Source organism: Streptomyces sp. CC0208 (genome assembly GCF_003443735.1).
Classification (GTDB): Bacteria; Actinomycetota; Actinomycetes; order Streptomycetales; family Streptomycetaceae; genus Streptomyces; species Streptomyces sviceus.
In genome coordinates this window covers 3,583,152-3,598,927 of record NZ_CP031969.1, presented here as the reverse complement: position 1 = coordinate 3,598,927, position 15,776 = coordinate 3,583,152, and the positions used below count along the sequence as shown (strand labels likewise).

Below are 15,776 nucleotides of genomic sequence, written 5' to 3'. Positions count from 1 at the left end.
CGCCGTCCATCTGTTTTGACCGCAGCGAATCAGCTGGGTACGCTCAGACCTTGTGCCTGGGGTGTGCCCTGGCTCCCGTGCGTGCCTTCAACCGCATAGGGGGAGTCGTAAGCGGCCACCGTAATCCGCGCCCTTTTCGCTTTGCGGCGGAAGTCTGCGGGTTCGACACACCCGACCGCGTGGGTCGGCGATGTTCCAGGTTAGCTTCACACTCGGCACACAGAAACCGGAGAAGTAGTGCCTACGATCCAGCAGCTGGTCCGGAAGGGCCGGCAGGACAAGGTCGAGAAGAACAAGACGCCCGCGCTCGAGGGTTCGCCCCAGCGCCGTGGCGTCTGCACGCGCGTGTTCACGACCACCCCGAAGAAGCCGAACTCGGCCCTGCGTAAGGTCGCGCGTGTGCGTCTGACCAGCGGGATCGAGGTCACTGCTTACATTCCGGGTGAGGGACACAACCTGCAGGAGCACTCCATCGTGCTCGTGCGCGGCGGCCGTGTGAAGGACCTGCCCGGTGTTCGCTACAAGATCATCCGCGGTTCGCTTGACACCCAGGGTGTCAAGAACCGCAAGCAGGCCCGCAGCCGCTACGGCGCCAAGAAGGAGAAGTAAGAATGCCTCGTAAGGGCCCCGCCCCGAAGCGCCCGGTCATCATCGACCCGGTCTACGGTTCTCCTCTTGTCACCTCCCTGATCAACAAGGTGCTGCTGAACGGCAAGCGCTCCACCGCCGAGCGCATCGTGTACGGCGCCATGGAGGGCCTGCGCGAGAAGACCAGCAACGACCCGGTCATCACGCTGAAGCGCGCGCTGGAGAACATCAAGCCCACGCTTGAGGTCAAGTCCCGCCGTGTCGGTGGCGCCACCTACCAGGTGCCGGTCGAGGTCAAGCCCGGCCGCGCCAACACGCTGGCGCTGCGCTGGCTGGTCGGTTACTCCCGCGCCCGTCGCGAGAAGACCATGACCGAGCGTCTGCTCAACGAGCTTCTCGACGCTTCGAACGGCCTCGGTGCGGCCGTCAAGAAGCGCGAGGACACCCACAAGATGGCCGAGTCCAACAAGGCCTTCGCGCACTACCGCTGGTAGTCGCAGACCCCATCGAGACCGAGAGAAGACCGAAGCCTTATGGCTACCACTTCACTTGACCTGGCCAAGGTCCGCAACATCGGGATCATGGCCCACATCGACGCGGGCAAGACGACCACCACTGAGCGGATCCTCTTCTACACCGGCGTCAGCTACAAGATCGGTGAGGTCCACGACGGCGCCGCCACCATGGACTGGATGGAGCAGGAGCAGGAGCGTGGCATCACGATCACCTCTGCTGCCACCACCTGTCACTGGCCGCTCGAGGACGACGACTACACGATCAACATCATCGACACCCCCGGGCACGTCGACTTCACGGTCGAGGTGGAGCGTTCGCTCCGCGTCCTCGACGGTGCCGTCACGGTGTTCGACGGTGTCGCGGGTGTCGAGCCGCAGTCCGAGACGGTGTGGCGTCAGGCCGACCGTTACGGCGTGCCGCGCATCTGCTTCGTGAACAAGCTGGACCGTACCGGCGCCGAGTTCCACCGCTGTGTGGACATGATCTCGGACCGTCTGGGCGCCGTCCCGCTCGTCATGCAGCTGCCGATCGGCGCCGAGATGGACTTCAAGGGCGTTGTGGACCTGGTCCGCATGAAGGCGCTCGTGTGGTCCGCCGAGGCGGCGAAGGGCGAGATGTACGACGTCGTCGACATCCCGGCCACGCACACCGAGGCTGCCGAGGAGTACCGCGGCAAGCTGGTCGAGGCCGTCGCGGAGAACGACGACGAGATCATGGAGCTGTTCCTGGAGGGCCAGGAGCCCACCGAGGAGCAGCTGTACGCCGCGATCCGTCGTATCACCATCGCGTCCGGCAAGTCCGAAGGCGTCACCGTCACCCCGGTGTTCTGTGGCACCGCGTTCAAGAACAAGGGCGTCCAGCCCCTGCTCGACGCGGTCGTGCGCTACCTGCCGACCCCGCTCGACGTCGAGGCCATCGAGGGCCACGACGTCAAGGACCCCGAGGTCGTCGTCAAGCGCAAGCCGTCCGACGACGAGCCGCTGTCCGCGCTGGCGTTCAAGATCATGAGCGACCCGCACCTGGGCAAGCTCACCTTCGTCCGGATCTACTCCGGTCGCCTGGAGTCCGGCTCCGCGGTGCTGAACTCCGTCAAGGGCAAGAAGGAGCGCATCGGCAAGATCTACCGCATGCACGCGAACAAGCGTGAGGAGATCGAGTCGGTGGGCGCCGGCGACATCGTCGCCGTCATGGGCCTCAAGCAGACCACCACCGGTGAGACGCTGAGCGACGACAAGAACCCGGTCATCCTGGAGTCCATGGACTTCCCGGCGCCGGTGATCCAGGTCGCCATCGAGCCCAAGTCCAAGGGTGACCAGGAGAAGCTGGGTGTCGCCATCCAGCGTCTCGCGGAGGAGGACCCCTCCTTCCAGGTCCACTCGGACGAGGAGACCGGCCAGACCATCATCGGTGGTATGGGCGAGCTGCACCTCGAGGTGCTGGTCGACCGTATGCGCCGTGAGTTCAAGGTCGAGGCCAACGTCGGCAAGCCGCAGGTCGCCTACCGTGAGACGATCCGCAAGGCCGTCGAGCGCGTCGACTACACGCACAAGAAGCAGACTGGTGGTACTGGCCAGTTCGCCAAGGTGCAGATCGCGATCGAGCCGATCGAGAGCGGCGACGCCTCGTACGAGTTCGTGAACAAGGTGACCGGTGGCCGTATCCCGAAGGAGTACATCCCTTCGGTGGACGCCGGTGCGCAGGAGGCCATGCAGTTCGGCATCCTCGCCGGGTACGAGATGACGGGCGTTCGCGTCACGCTTCTCGACGGTGCCTACCACGAGGTCGACTCCTCCGAGCTCGCGTTCAAGATCGCCGGCTCGCAGGCCTTCAAGGAGGCCGCCCGCAAGGCCAGCCCCGTGCTGCTCGAGCCGATGATGGCCGTCGAGGTCACCACGCCCGAGGACTACATGGGTGAGGTCATCGGCGACATCAACTCCCGCCGTGGTCAGATCCAGGCCATGGAGGAGCGGGCCGGTGCCCGCGTCGTGAAGGGCCTCGTGCCCCTCTCGGAGATGTTCGGCTACGTCGGAGACCTCCGCAGCAAGACGTCGGGTCGCGCAAGCTACTCGATGCAGTTCGACTCCTACGCCGAGGTTCCGCGGAACGTCGCCGAGGAGATCATCGCGAAGGCCAAGGGCGAGTAACGCACCGCGTTCGCACGCTTTAGGCTTGACTCCGGAGCCCGGAGGGGCATTCACCCGCATTCGTGGGGGAGTGCCCCCGGGCCGAGGCTTTCCAGCAAAGATCACCTGGCGCCGATGAAGCAAGGCGTTCAGAACCACTCCACAGGAGGACCCCGTGGCGAAGGCGAAGTTCGAGCGGACTAAGCCCCACGTCAACATCGGCACCATCGGTCACATCGACCACGGTAAGACGACCCTTACGGCCGCCATTACCAAGGTGCTGCACGACGCGTACCCCGACCTGAACGAGGCCTCGGCGTTCGACCAGATCGACAAGGCTCCCGAGGAGCGCCAGCGCGGTATCACCATCTCCATCGCGCACGTCGAGTACCAGACCGAGACGCGTCACTACGCCCACGTCGACTGCCCCGGTCACGCGGACTACATCAAGAACATGATCACGGGTGCGGCGCAGATGGACGGCGCCATCCTCGTGGTCGCCGCCACCGACGGCCCGATGCCGCAGACCAAGGAGCACGTGCTCCTGGCCCGCCAGGTCGGCGTTCCCTACATCGTCGTCGCCCTGAACAAGGCCGACATGGTGGACGACGAGGAGATCCTGGAGCTCGTCGAGCTCGAGGTGCGTGAGCTCCTCTCCGAGTACGAGTTCCCGGGCGACGACGTTCCCGTCGTCAAGGTCTCGGCGCTCAAGGCGCTCGAGGGCGACAAGGAGTGGGGCCAGTCGGTCCTGGACCTGATGGCCGCCGTTGACGAGGCGATCCCGCAGCCCGAGCGTGACGTCGACAAGCCGTTCCTGATGCCGATCGAGGACGTCTTCACGATCACCGGTCGTGGCACCGTCGTCACCGGTCGTATCGAGCGTGGTGTCCTCAAGGTCAACGAGACCGTCGACATCATCGGCATCAAGACCGAGAAGACCACCACCACGGTCACCGGCATCGAGATGTTCCGCAAGCTGCTCGACGAGGGCCAGGCCGGTGAGAACGTCGGTCTGCTGCTTCGTGGCATCAAGCGCGAGGACGTCGAGCGCGGCCAGGTCATCATCAAGCCGGGTTCGGTCACGCCGCACACCCAGTTCGAGGCCCAGGCCTACATCCTGTCCAAGGACGAGGGTGGCCGCCACACGCCGTTCTTCAACAACTACCGTCCGCAGTTCTACTTCCGTACGACGGACGTGACCGGCGTCGTGACCCTCCCCGAGGGCACCGAGATGGTCATGCCGGGTGACAACACCGAGATGAAGGTGGAGCTCATCCAGCCCGTCGCCATGGAAGAGGGCCTGAAGTTCGCCATCCGTGAGGGTGGCCGGACGGTCGGCGCCGGCCAGGTCACCAAGATCACCGCCTGATCTTGACCTGACAGGTCTCCGAGACCCGTAGGTCTCTGAAGGGGCCCGTACGACTTCGGTCGTACGGGCCCCTTCGCCTTCGTTGGGGGGCCTGTGGAGGGTTGCCCGCCCGGCGGGTGAAGAGTGGGCGAACTCCGCGGGACGTCTTCCCGAGGCTTCGGCCAACTGTCCGCCGGGGCTGCCCCGAATGTTCCTGTCTGGCCACTGTGGGGTGGTGGTGAGAGTCGTAGCCTGAGGCGTCCGGTGGCCACTCCCGGCCCGGGATTCCCTCGTGAGGACGGACGGGCACGCAGGTGTCGATGCAGGATGCGCAGCGCAGAACGTCGATACCCCGACGAGTCCTGAGCGGCCTGCACCAACCGCTTCCGCCGGGCACCGCGCCGGTGCGGCCCACCCCCCGTGCCGCCGTCGTACGCGACCGCGCCGGCCGTCGGCTCTACGCCATCGACGGCATCCGGCTCCTCGCCGCCCTGATGGTCGCCGTGCACCACTACGCGGGCACGAACCGCGTCGACCAGCCGGGCAACCGCATCTGGGACCGCCCGGTCTCCGACATCATGCCGACGGTGTTCCGGTTCGCCTCCTACGGCTGGATCGGCGTCGAGATCTTCTTCGTGATCAGCGGCTTCGTGATCTGCATGTCGTGCTGGGGCCGCAGTCCCAGGCAGTTCTTCGTGTCACGGGTGATCCGCCTCTACCCCGCGTACTGGTTCGCCGTCGCCTTCACCACCGTCGTGCTGGCGCTGCTGCCCGGCGTCTGGGACCGCCTGCGCACCCGGGACGTACTCCTCAACGTCACGATGCTCCAGTCCGGTTCGGGCGTCATGAACGTCGACGGCGTCTACTGGACCCTGTGGTCGGAGCTCCGCTTCTACCTGCTCTTCCTGGTCGTGGTGTGGACCGGCCTGACCTACCGCAAGGTCGTCGTCTTCTGCTGCGTCTGGGGCGCCGCGGCCATGCTCGCCCCGATCTCCGAACTCCCCCTGCTCGAACTGGTCGCCAACCCGGAGGGCGCCTGGTACTTCATCGCCGGCCTCTCCCTGTACCTGATGCACCGCTTCGGCCAGGACCTGCTGCTGTGGGGCATCCTCGCGATGGCCTGGTTGATGGGCCAGCGCGAACTGGGCATCCGGATCGACGAGGTCGAGCATGTGTCGGGGTGGCGGGGAAGCGTGCTGATCTTCACCGTGTTCCTGCTGGCCATGGTCGCCATCGCCCTGGGCGCCACGGACCGCGTCCGCGGGAGGTGGCTGGTGACGGCGGGCGCGCTGACGTATCCGCTGTACCTGATGCACTACGCGGCCGGTACGACGGTCATCAACCGCCTCCGCGACACCATGGACGCCCGGCTGCTGGTCGTCTCCGTCATCGCCGGGTTCATGCTGCTGAGCTGGCTGGTGCACCGGTTCGTGGAGCGACCGGCGGCGGGACTGCTGAAGCGGGGGCTGGACACGTCGTTCGCGCGGTTGCGGAACGCGAGCGGCTGACATCCGTAAGGCGGCCCTATGTTCTGAGTACGAAGACTCATGCGGCCCGGTGTGTCCGCGCGCTGTGATGGACCCATGCCGGACCTCACGCTCGACGACGACCGCGCGACCGGCGCCTGGGTCGCCCCGCTGCTCTCGACACTCCTCACCCTGCCCGCGTGTGTGCTCGTCTACTTCGTCGGCGGCTTGTCCGCGATGGCCTGCGACTCCTGCGCGGGCCCCGAGGCCGACCGCTTCGAGTCGAGCTTCGGCGTCGCCTTCCCGGTGCTGCTCGGCGGGCTGGGCCTCGCCCTGTTCCTGCTCGCGGCCAGCTGGGCCCTGCCGTGGGAGCGCCGAAGCACGGCCCGCAGGGTGGGGTTCGCGCTCGCGGCACCGGTCCTGGTGGCGTGCGTGTACGTCGTGTTCACGGTGCTGGTCGACTGGCCGTAGACCAAGTGAGAGTCATGTGCAGGTCATGGGATAGTCTGCCTCCTCCTTTTCCGCGCCACGAAAGAGGTGGTAATGACCACTGGCAGACGTACGGCCACCGGGGCCGCACTCGTGGGGACCCTCGCCCTCACCCTTCTGAACGCCCCGGCGGCCCACGCCCAGGACACCGGGATCAAGGTGACCGACATCGTGATCAACAAGGGCAAGCCGATCGTGGTCGGCACGTCGAAGGTGGTGGAGCCGTCCCTCACCTTCAAGATCACGCTGCCGGCCGGGTACAGCACGAGTGACCCGTTCCGGTACGACGCGACGCCCTTCCTCTACCGGGGACGCCTGACGCAGGACCTGGTCGCCGACCTGGAGAACTACATAGGCCCCGGCGGCTACACCTGCTACGAGCAGAGCGACAAGAAGGCCGAGTGCGAAGGGTCCCTCTACATCGACCCCCACCCGAGCCGTGACGAGGTGGACTCCAACAACGACGCCACCGTGTGGAAGACCGGCGTCTCCCTGCTCCTGTTCAAGGCCAACGGAAACCTGGCGGCCCACGAGCGCGAGACCCGGCCCCTGACCGTCCAGCTGAAGCGGGCGGCGAAGGTCACCGTGAACGCCTCACCGGAGCCGGTCGTCAAGGGCAAGAAGATCACCGTCACGGGCAAGCTCACCCGCGCGGACTGGGCGACCAAGAAGTACGGCGGCTACGGCGGCCGTTCGGTCACCCTCCAGTTCCGTGAGACGGGCACCAGCTCCTTCGTCACGGTCAAGAAGGTCACGACGAGCAGCACCGGCGCCCTGAAGACCACGGTCACCGCCTCGAAGGACGGGACCTGGCGGTGGGCGTACGGGGGGAACGACACGACGGGAGCCGCGACGAGCGGCGGGGACCACGTCGACGTGCGCTGAAAGCCGTCGAACGGGGGCATGCTCGTCGGGCGGGGGCGGGTGTAGGCCCTCGCCCTGGAGGGGGTGGCCAGGCGGGCGGTGCCGTGTCGTTGTCACTGATCAGTCGCAGCGAGGGGGGTGGCGGGGTGAACTCGCCGATTTCGAGAGCTGCCTCGCGCCAGTGTGCGACCAGTTCGAGGATGCCCTCGCTGTCCTGGCGGTAGCCGGGCGGCGGTGTCGAGGAGTTCGGCGGGGGCCTCCGGGCTTCGGGTGGGGCGTTGAGCGGAAGGCCCGGCGGGGTGCCTCGTCGGCCTGGTGCTGTCCGCCGGGCAGGTGGGCCGCGATGGCCTCCCGGGTCCACTCGGAGACCGTTATGCCCCGTCGCGCCGCCTCGTGGCGCTCGACCGTGGTCCGCTTTATGTGTGCCAGCATGCCCATGCCCTGGAGCGCTGTGTTTGACCTGCGTCACGTCCGGGGTATTGTCTCCGGCTCGATTGGCCAGGCCCCCGCCCCGTATGGCAGACTAGCGGGGTTGCTCGGTCGAGTGTTGATGCTGCGCGCCTCCCGCCGGGAGGACCGGAAGCGAGTCCCACAGTACTCGTCGTTCCAACTGCCGTAAGGCAGCGCTGGGACGGACGTACGGGAATCTTTCGGGAAGTGTCAGTGCGGCGCCGACCAGGCACCCGGTGAACCTCTTTCTCAGGCAAAAGATGTTCGGACAAGGGACATCTGTGTCAGTGAGAGTGCGACACACCCGACCGCGTGGGTCGGCGGAAGTCAAGGGAACACCGGGTTCCAGAGCTGTAGAGAGACAGGACTAACGAGTAGCCATGGCGGGACAGAAGATCCGCATCCGGCTCAAGGCCTACGACCACGAGGTCATCGACTCCTCGGCGAAGAAGATCGTCGAGACGGTGACGCGCACTGGTGCGTCGGTCGCGGGCCCGGTGCCGCTGCCCACTGAGAAGAACGTGTACTGCGTCATCAAGTCGCCGCACAAGTACAAGGACTCGCGCGAGCACTTCGAGATGCGCACGCACAAGCGCCTGATCGACATCCTCGACCCGACCCCCAAGACCGTTGACTCTCTGATGCGACTCGACCTCCCGGCCGGTGTCGACATCGAGATCAAGCTCTGAAGGCCGGTGATCTGAGAATGGCTAAGCAGATCAAGGGCATCCTGGGCGAGAAGCTCGGCATGACGCAGGTGTGGGACGAGAACAACCGTGTTGTTCCGGTCACCGTCGTCAAGGCCGGCCCGAATGTCGTGACCCAGGTCCGCACGAACGACGCCGACGGCTACGAGTCCGTCCAGATCGCGTTCGGCGAGATCGACCCGCGCAAGGTGAACAAGCCCCTCAAGGGCCACTTCGCCAAGGCCGACGTCACTCCCCGCCGCCACCTCGTCGAGATCCGTACCGCTGACGCCAGCGAGTACACCCTCGGCCAGGAGATCACCGCTGAGGTGTTCGAGGCCGGCATCAAGGTCGACGTGACCGGCAAGAGCAAGGGCAAGGGCTTCGCCGGTGTCATGAAGCGTCACAACTTCAAGGGCCTCGGCGCCGGTCACGGCACCCAGCGCAAGCACCGCTCGCCCGGTTCCATCGGTGGCTGTGCCACCCCGGGCCGCGTGTTCAAGGGCCTCCGCATGGCGGGTCGCATGGGCAACGAGCGGGTCACCACCCAGAACCTGACCGTTCACGCCGTTGACGCGGAGAAGGGCCTGCTGCTCATCAAGGGCGCGGTTCCTGGTCCGAACGGCGGCCTCGTCCTGGTCCGCACCGCGGCCAAGGGGGCCTGAGGACTATGAGCACCATTGACATTCTGTCGCCCTCCGGCGACACCGCCGGGACCGTAGAGCTCCCGGCCGAGATCTTCGACGTCGAGAAGATCAGCATCCCGCTGCTTCACCAGGTCGTCGTCGCGCAGCTGGCCGCCGCCCGTCAGGGCACGCACAAGGTCAAGCGTCGTGGCGAGGTCCGCGGTGGCGGCAAGAAGCCGTACCGCCAGAAGGGCACCGGCCGCGCCCGTCAGGGTTCGACCCGTGCGCCGCAGTTCGCCGGCGGTGGCGTCGTCCACGGCCCCACGCCGCGTGACTACTCGCAGCGGACCCCGAAGAAGATGAAGGCCGCGGCCCTGCGCCACGCCCTCACCGACCGGGCCCGCAACAACCGCATCCACGTCGTCTCCGGCGTCATCGAGGGCGAGTCGCCTTCGACGAAGGCCGCGAAGACGCTCTTCGGCAAGATCAGCGAGCGCAAGAACCTGCTGCTCGTCATCGACCGTGCCGACGAGGCCGCGTGGCTGTCCGCCCGCAATCTGCCCCAGGTTCACATCCTGGAGCCGGGCCAGCTGAACACGTACGACGTTCTCGTCTCGGACGACGTGGTCTTCACCCAGGCCGCCTTCGAGTCCTTCGTGTCCGGCCCGAAGGCCAACGACACCGAAGGGAGCGAGGCCTGATGGCTACGCGTCACCCGAGCATCGCCTCCAAGGCTGCCAAGGCCGCCAAGGCCGCGCGCGTCGCCAAGGCGCGCCGCCACGAGGCCGAGGGCAAGAACACCGTCGTCACCGCGCCCAGCAAGGCCTTCACGGACCCCCGTGACGTCCTGCTGAAGCCGGTCGTGTCCGAGAAGAGCTACGCGCTCCTCGACGAGGGCAAGTACACGTTCATCGTGGCCCCCGGCGCCAACAAGACCCAGATCAAGCAGGCCGTCCAGGCGGTCTTCTCGGTCAAGGTCACCGGGGTGAACACGATCAACCGCCAGGGCAAGCGCAAGCGGACCCGCACCGGCTTCGGCAAGCGTGCCGACAGCAAGCGCGCGATCGTGACCCTTGCCGAGGGCGACCGTATCGACATCTTCGGCGGTCCGTCCGCGTAAGCGGGTCGGATCGTCCGATATCGGACGAGGACTGAGAAATGGGAATCCGCAAGTACAAGCCGACTACGCCGGGCCGTCGTGGCTCCAGCGTCGCCGACTTCGTCGAGGTCACGCGGTCCACGCCGGAGAAGTCGCTGGTCCGCCCGCTGCACAGCAAGGGCGGCCGTAACAACGCCGGTCGTGTGACCGTTCGCCACCAGGGTGGCGGACACAAGCGCGCCTACCGAGTGATCGACTTCCGTCGTCACGACAAGGACGGCGTGCCGGCGAAGGTCGCGCACATCGAGTACGACCCCAACCGCACCGCGCGCATCGCGCTGCTGCACTACGCGGACGGCGAGAAGCGCTACATCCTCGCCCCGCGCAACCTGCAGCAGGGTGACCGCGTCGAGAACGGTCCCGGGGCCGACATCAAGCCGGGCAACAACCTGGCGCTCCGCAACATCCCGGTCGGTACCACGATCCACGCGATCGAGCTCCGTCCCGGTGGCGGCGCCAAGTTCGCCCGCTCCGCCGGTGCCTCCGTGCAGCTGCTGGCGAAGGAGGGCACGATGGCCCACCTTCGTATGCCCTCCGGTGAGATCCGCCTGGTCGACCAGCGCTGCCGCGCCACGGTCGGCGAGGTCGGCAACGCCGAGCAGAGCAACATCAACTGGGGTAAGGCCGGCCGCAAGCGCTGGCTGGGCGTCCGCCCGACCGTTCGCGGTGTGGCGATGAACCCGGTTGACCACCCCCACGGTGGTGGTGAGGGCAAGACCTCCGGTGGTCGCCACCCGGTCAGCCCCTGGGGTCAGAAGGAGGGTCGTACTCGTTCGCCGAAGAAGGCTTCGAACAAGTACATCGTCCGCCGCCGCAAGACGAACAAGAAGCGCTAGGAGCGGGTTTAGATGCCGCGGAGTCTCAAGAAGGGGCCCTTCGTCGACGACCACCTGATCAAGAAGGTGGACGCCCAGAACGAAGCCGGTTCCAAGAACGTCATCAAGACCTGGTCCCGTCGCTCGATGATCGTCCCGGCCATGCTCGGCCACACGATCGCGGTGCACAACGGCAAGACCCACATCCCGGTGTTCGTCACCGAGTCGATGGTCGGCCACAAGCTCGGCGAGTTCTCGCCGACGCGCACCTTCCGGGGTCACGTCAAGGACGACCGGAAGTCGAAGCGCCGCTAAACGCGGATCGCATTCAGACACGTAAGTAACTGAGAGGGACAACCATGGAAGCCAGGGCCCAGGCGCGGTACATCCGCGTTACGCCCATGAAGGCCCGCCGCGTGGTGGACCTTATCCGTGGCATGGACGCCACGGAGGCTCAGGCTGTTCTGCGATTCGCTCCGCAGGCAGCCTCAGTGCCCGTCGGCAAGGTGCTCGACAGCGCCATCGCCAACGCCGCGCACAACTACGACCACACCGACGCCGGCAGCCTCGTCATCTCCGAGGCGTACGTCGACGAGGGCCCGACCCTGAAGCGGTTCCGGCCGCGCGCCCAGGGCCGTGCCTACCGGATCCGCAAGCGGACCAGCCACATCACCGTGGTCGTCAGCAGCAAGGAAGGAACCCGGTAATGGGCCAGAAGGTTAACCCGCATGGGTTCCGGCTCGGTGTCACCACGGACTTCAAGTCCCGGTGGTACGCCGACAAGCTGTACAAGGACTACGTCAAGGAAGACGTCGCCATCCGTCGGATGATGACGTCCGGCATGGAGCGCGCCGGCATCTCGAAGGTGGAGATCGAGCGCACCCGTGACCGTGTGCGTGTGGACATCCACACCGCTCGTCCGGGCATCGTCATCGGCCGCCGTGGCGCCGAGGCCGACCGCATCCGCGGTGACCTCGAGAAGCTCACGGGCAAGCAGGTCCAGCTGAACATCCTCGAGGTCAAGAACCCCGAGACCGACGCTCAGCTGGTTGCCCAGGCCGTCGCCGAGCAGCTCTCCTCCCGCGTCTCCTTCCGCCGTGCCATGCGTAAGAGCATGCAGTCGGCGATGAAGGCCGGCGCCAAGGGCATCAAGATCCAGTGCGGTGGCCGCCTCGGCGGCGCCGAGATGTCCCGCTCGGAGTTCTACCGCGAGGGCCGCGTGCCCCTGCACACGCTCCGCGCGAACGTGGACTACGGCTTCTTCGAGGCCAAGACGACCTTCGGCCGCATCGGTGTGAAGGTCTGGATCTACAAGGGCGATGTCAAGAACATCGCCGAGGTCCGCGCTGAGAACGCTGCCGCCCGTGCGGGCAACCGCCCGGCTCGCGGTGGCGGCGGCGCCGACCGCCCGGCCCGTGGTGGCCGTGGCGGCGGCGAGCGGCGCGGTCGTAAGCCGCAGCAGGCTGCCGGCGCCGAGGCCCCCAAGGCCGAGGCTCCCGCTGCCGCCGCTCCGGCTGAGAGCACCGGAACGGAGGCCTGACCGACATGCTGATCCCCCGTAGGGTCAAGCACCGCAAGCAGCACCACCCGAAGCGCCGTGGTCAGGCCAAGGGCGGTACGACGGTCGCGTTCGGCGAGTACGGCATTCAGGCCCTCACGCCGGCGTACGTGACCAACCGCCAGATCGAGGCGGCCCGTATCGCGATGACCCGCCACATCAAGCGTGGCGGCAAGGTCTGGATCAACATCTACCCGGACCGCCCGCTCACGAAGAAGCCTGCCGAGACCCGCATGGGTTCCGGTAAGGGTTCTCCCGAGTGGTGGATCGCGAACGTGCACCCGGGCCGGGTCATGTTCGAGCTGTCCTACCCCAACGAGAAGATCGCCCGTGAGGCCCTGACTCGCGCCGCTCACAAGCTGCCGATGAAGTGCCGGATCGTCAAGCGCGAGGCAGGTGAAGCGTGATGTCGGCCGGTACCAAGGCGTCCGAGCTGCGCGAACTGGGTGACGAGGAGCTGCTGAACAAGCTCCGCGAAGCCAAGGAAGAGCTGTTCAACCTCCGCTTCCAGGCGGCGACGGGTCAGCTCGAGAACCACGGTCGGCTCAAGGCCGTCCGTAAGGACATCGCGCGGATCTACACCCTGATGCGTGAGCGCGAGCTGGGCATCGAGACGGTGGAGAGCGCCTGATGAGTGAGAGCAACGTGACTGAGCAGACTGCAGAGGCCCGCGGCTTCCGCAAGACCCGTGAGGGTCTCGTCGTCAGCGACAAGATGGACAAGACCGTCGTCGTCGCCGTCGAGGACCGCGTCAAGCACGCGCTGTACGGCAAGGTCATCCGCCGTACCAACAAGCTCAAGGCGCACGACGAGCAGAACGCTGCCGGCGTCGGCGACCGGGTCCTCCTCGCGGAGACCCGCCCGCTGTCGGCGACCAAGCGCTGGCGCGTCGTCGAGATCCTCGAGAAGGCCAAGTAATTTCCTGCGGGGCCAATCCCGCAGGTCAGTTCCGCCAGGCTCGGGGCGGGTGTGCCATGCGCACGCCCGCCCCGGGAACCGGCAGACAAACAGGAGATAGACGTGATCCAGCAGGAGTCGCGACTGCGTGTCGCCGACAACACTGGTGCGAAGGAGATCCTTTGCATCCGTGTGCTCGGTGGCTCCGGTCGCCGCTACGCGGGCATCGGTGACGTCATCGTCGCCACCGTCAAGGACGCGATCCCCGGTGGCAACGTGAAGAAGGGTGACGTCGTCAAGGCGGTCATCGTTCGCACCGTGAAGGAGCGCCGCCGTCCGGACGGCTCGTACATCCGCTTCGACGAGAACGCCGCCGTCATTCTGAAGAACGACGGCGACCCTCGCGGCACCCGTATCTTCGGCCCTGTCGGCCGTGAGCTGCGCGAGAAGAAGTTCATGAAGATCATCTCGCTCGCGCCGGAGGTGCTGTAAGCATGAAGATCAAGAAGGGCGACCTGGTCCAGGTCATCACCGGTAAGGACAAGGGCAAGCAGGGCAAGGTCATCGCGGCCTTCCCCCGCGAGGACCGTGTCCTGGTCGAGGGTGTCAACCGGGTCAAGAAGCACACCAAGGCCGGCCCGACCGCTCGCGGTTCGCAGGCCGGTGGCATCGTCACGACCGAGGCGCCGATCCACGTCTCCAACGTCCAGCTGGTCGTTGAGAAGGACGGCAACAAGGTCGTCACGCGTGTCGGTTACCGCTTCGACGACGAGGGCAACAAGATCCGCGTTGCCAAGCGGACGGGTGAGGACATCTGATGGCTACCACCACGACTCCGCGTCTCAAGACGAAGTACCGCGAGGAGATCGCGGGCAAGCTGCGTGACGAGTTCAAGTACGAGAACGTCATGCAGATCCCCGGTCTCGTCAAGATCGTGGTCAACATGGGTGTGGGCGACGCCGCCCGCGACTCCAAGCTGATCGACGGCGCGATTCGCGACCTCACCACGATCACCGGTCAGAAGCCGGCCGTCACCAAGGCCCGTAAGTCCATCGCGCAGTTCAAGCTGCGTGAGGGCCAGCCGATCGGTGCCCACGTCACGCTTCGTGGCGACCGCATGTGGGAGTTCCTGGACCGCACCCTGTCGCTCGCGCTGCCGCGCATCCGCGACTTCCGTGGTCTGTCCCCCAAGCAGTTCGACGGCCGTGGCAACTACACCTTCGGTCTCACCGAGCAGGTCATGTTCCACGAGATCGACCAGGACAAGATCGACCGTACCCGGGGCATGGACATCACCGTGGTGACCACGGCGACCAACGACGCTGAGGGCCGCGCGCTCCTTCGTCACCTCGGCTTCCCCTTCAAGGAGGCGTGAGCGAGATGGCGAAGAAGGCTCTGATTGCCAAGGCTGCTCGCAAGCCCAAGTTCGGTGTACGCGGCTACACGCGCTGCCAGCGCTGCGGCCGTCCGCACTCCGTGTACCGCAAGTTCGGCCTGTGCCGCGTGTGCCTTCGTGAGATGGCTCACCGTGGCGAGCTGCCGGGCGTGACCAAGAGCTCCTGGTAATCCCGCTTTTCAGGGATTCCGAAGCTCTCGGTAAGTAAAGGGCTCGGTCAGGTGCCCACCCCTCCATGGCTTAGGCTAGGAGGGTTGGGCGCCTGGACGCCCATACGACTTACTACGCCGTAGGTCCACCGCACCGCACCCGCCTCGTCTCGGATCGAGGAGAGGGATGGGCACCTGGAAACCCCGGCGAGAGAGGCCGAAGGCCAATTCATGACCATGACTGATCCGATCGCAGACATGCTTACGCGTCTGCGGAACGCGAACTCGGCGTACCACGACTCCGTGACGATGCCGGCGTCCAAGATCAAGTCTCACATCGCGGAGATCCTCCAGCAGGAGGGCTTCATCACGGGCTGGAAGGTCGAGGACGCCGAGGTCGGCAAGAACCTCGTTCTCGAGCTGAAGTTCGGCCCGAACCGTGAGCGCTCCATTGCGGGCATCAAGCGGATCTCCAAGCCCGGTCTCCGGGTTTACGCGAAGTCCACCAACCTGCCGAAGGTGCTCGGCGGCCTGGGCGTGGCGATCATCTCCACGTCGCACGGTCTCCTCACCGACAAGCAGGCCGGCAAGAAGGGCGTAGGCGGAGAAGTCCTCGCCTACGTCTGGTAGCGGAAAGGAATCGGAG

The 15,776-nt window shown here is 66.3% G+C and carries 23 protein-coding genes; all 23 read left to right on the top strand.

Annotated features, from left to right (window positions below):
* Positions 1–237 precede the first annotated feature (237 nt).
* Positions 238–609 carry a 30S ribosomal protein S12 gene (gene rpsL, locus D1369_RS16255; RefSeq protein ID WP_003948652.1) on the top strand — a complete coding sequence of 124 codons (372 nt, stop codon included), beginning with the start codon at positions 238–240 and terminating at the stop codon, positions 607–609.
* Positions 610–611: 2 nt separating this feature from the next.
* Positions 612–1,082: a 30S ribosomal protein S7 gene (rpsG, locus tag D1369_RS16250; protein ID WP_007384059.1), complete on the top strand. Its 471-nt coding sequence runs from the start codon at positions 612–614 to the stop codon at positions 1,080–1,082.
* A gap of 39 nt (positions 1,083–1,121) precedes the next feature.
* Complete coding sequence (gene fusA / locus D1369_RS16245; RefSeq protein ID WP_118082506.1) at positions 1,122–3,248, top strand: elongation factor G; 2,127 nt, start codon at positions 1,122–1,124, stop codon at positions 3,246–3,248.
* 154 nt (positions 3,249–3,402) lie between these two features.
* Entirely contained in the window at positions 3,403–4,596 is a 1,194-nt protein-coding gene (gene tuf, locus D1369_RS16240) for an elongation factor Tu (RefSeq protein WP_007384061.1), read from the top strand.
* A gap of 299 nt (positions 4,597–4,895) precedes the next feature.
* Entirely contained in the window at positions 4,896–6,083 is a 1,188-nt protein-coding gene (locus D1369_RS16235; protein ID WP_106433627.1) for an acyltransferase, read from the top strand.
* A 75-nt stretch (positions 6,084–6,158) separates the two neighbouring features.
* Positions 6,159–6,512 carry a hypothetical protein gene (locus D1369_RS16230; protein WP_037901137.1) on the top strand — a complete coding sequence of 118 codons (354 nt, stop codon included), beginning with the start codon at positions 6,159–6,161 and terminating at the stop codon, positions 6,510–6,512.
* Positions 6,513–6,584: 72 nt separating this feature from the next.
* Entirely contained in the window at positions 6,585–7,415 is an 831-nt protein-coding gene (locus D1369_RS16225) for a hypothetical protein (protein WP_037901140.1), read from the top strand.
* A gap of 809 nt (positions 7,416–8,224) precedes the next feature.
* Complete coding sequence (gene rpsJ / locus D1369_RS16215; RefSeq protein WP_003948644.1) at positions 8,225–8,533, top strand: 30S ribosomal protein S10; 309 nt, start codon at positions 8,225–8,227, stop codon at positions 8,531–8,533.
* A gap of 17 nt (positions 8,534–8,550) precedes the next feature.
* Positions 8,551–9,195: a 50S ribosomal protein L3 gene (gene rplC / locus D1369_RS16210; RefSeq protein WP_007384065.1), complete on the top strand. Its 645-nt coding sequence runs from the start codon at positions 8,551–8,553 to the stop codon at positions 9,193–9,195.
* A 5-nt stretch (positions 9,196–9,200) separates the two neighbouring features.
* The gene (gene rplD, locus D1369_RS16205) at positions 9,201–9,857 is read left to right on the top strand and encodes a 50S ribosomal protein L4 (RefSeq protein ID WP_007384066.1); all 657 of its coding nucleotides are present in this window, start codon (positions 9,201–9,203) and stop codon (positions 9,855–9,857) included.
* Complete coding sequence (gene rplW, locus D1369_RS16200; RefSeq protein ID WP_007384067.1) at positions 9,857–10,276, top strand: 50S ribosomal protein L23; 420 nt, start codon at positions 9,857–9,859, stop codon at positions 10,274–10,276. The genes rplD and rplW overlap by 1 nt, the downstream gene beginning before the upstream one ends.
* 38 nt (positions 10,277–10,314) lie before the next feature.
* Positions 10,315–11,151, top strand: coding sequence for a 50S ribosomal protein L2 (gene rplB / locus D1369_RS16195; protein ID WP_007384068.1), 837 nt, complete (start codon positions 10,315–10,317; stop codon positions 11,149–11,151).
* 12 nt (positions 11,152–11,163) lie between these two features.
* Positions 11,164–11,445 carry a 30S ribosomal protein S19 gene (gene rpsS / locus D1369_RS16190; RefSeq protein ID WP_007384069.1) on the top strand — a complete coding sequence of 94 codons (282 nt, stop codon included), beginning with the start codon at positions 11,164–11,166 and terminating at the stop codon, positions 11,443–11,445.
* A 44-nt stretch (positions 11,446–11,489) separates the two neighbouring features.
* A complete protein-coding gene (gene rplV / locus D1369_RS16185) occupies positions 11,490–11,837 on the top strand; it encodes a 50S ribosomal protein L22 (RefSeq protein WP_006604878.1) in 348 nt (115 codons plus the stop codon).
* On the top strand, positions 11,837–12,670 hold the full coding sequence (gene rpsC, locus D1369_RS16180; protein ID WP_007384071.1) for a 30S ribosomal protein S3: 834 nt from the start codon (positions 11,837–11,839) through the stop codon (positions 12,668–12,670). The genes rplV and rpsC overlap by 1 nt, the downstream gene beginning before the upstream one ends.
* Positions 12,671–12,675: 5 nt before the next feature.
* Positions 12,676–13,095 (top strand): 50S ribosomal protein L16, encoded by a 420-nt coding sequence (rplP, locus tag D1369_RS16175; protein WP_004927269.1) that lies wholly within the window; start codon positions 12,676–12,678, stop codon positions 13,093–13,095.
* A complete protein-coding gene (rpmC, locus tag D1369_RS16170) occupies positions 13,095–13,319 on the top strand; it encodes a 50S ribosomal protein L29 (protein ID WP_005481220.1) in 225 nt (74 codons plus the stop codon). Before rplP ends, rpmC begins: the two co-directional genes overlap by 1 nt.
* Positions 13,319–13,606: a 30S ribosomal protein S17 gene (gene rpsQ, locus D1369_RS16165; RefSeq protein WP_007384073.1), complete on the top strand. Its 288-nt coding sequence runs from the start codon at positions 13,319–13,321 to the stop codon at positions 13,604–13,606. Before rpmC ends, rpsQ begins: the two co-directional genes overlap by 1 nt.
* 102 nt (positions 13,607–13,708) lie before the next feature.
* The gene (gene rplN / locus D1369_RS16160; RefSeq protein WP_003998823.1) at positions 13,709–14,077 is read left to right on the top strand and encodes a 50S ribosomal protein L14; all 369 of its coding nucleotides are present in this window, start codon (positions 13,709–13,711) and stop codon (positions 14,075–14,077) included.
* A gap of 2 nt (positions 14,078–14,079) precedes the next feature.
* Entirely contained in the window at positions 14,080–14,403 is a 324-nt protein-coding gene (gene rplX, locus D1369_RS16155; protein WP_003992365.1) for a 50S ribosomal protein L24, read from the top strand.
* Positions 14,403–14,960 (top strand): 50S ribosomal protein L5, encoded by a 558-nt coding sequence (gene rplE, locus D1369_RS16150; protein ID WP_007384074.1) that lies wholly within the window; start codon positions 14,403–14,405, stop codon positions 14,958–14,960. The genes rplX and rplE overlap by 1 nt, the downstream gene beginning before the upstream one ends.
* Before the next feature lie 5 nt (positions 14,961–14,965).
* Positions 14,966–15,151, top strand: coding sequence for a type Z 30S ribosomal protein S14 (locus tag D1369_RS16145; RefSeq protein ID WP_003948630.1), 186 nt, complete (start codon positions 14,966–14,968; stop codon positions 15,149–15,151).
* Positions 15,152–15,361: 210 nt separating this feature from the next.
* Positions 15,362–15,760 carry a 30S ribosomal protein S8 gene (gene rpsH / locus D1369_RS16135; protein ID WP_007384075.1) on the top strand — a complete coding sequence of 133 codons (399 nt, stop codon included), beginning with the start codon at positions 15,362–15,364 and terminating at the stop codon, positions 15,758–15,760.
* Positions 15,761–15,776: the final 16 nt, after the last annotated feature.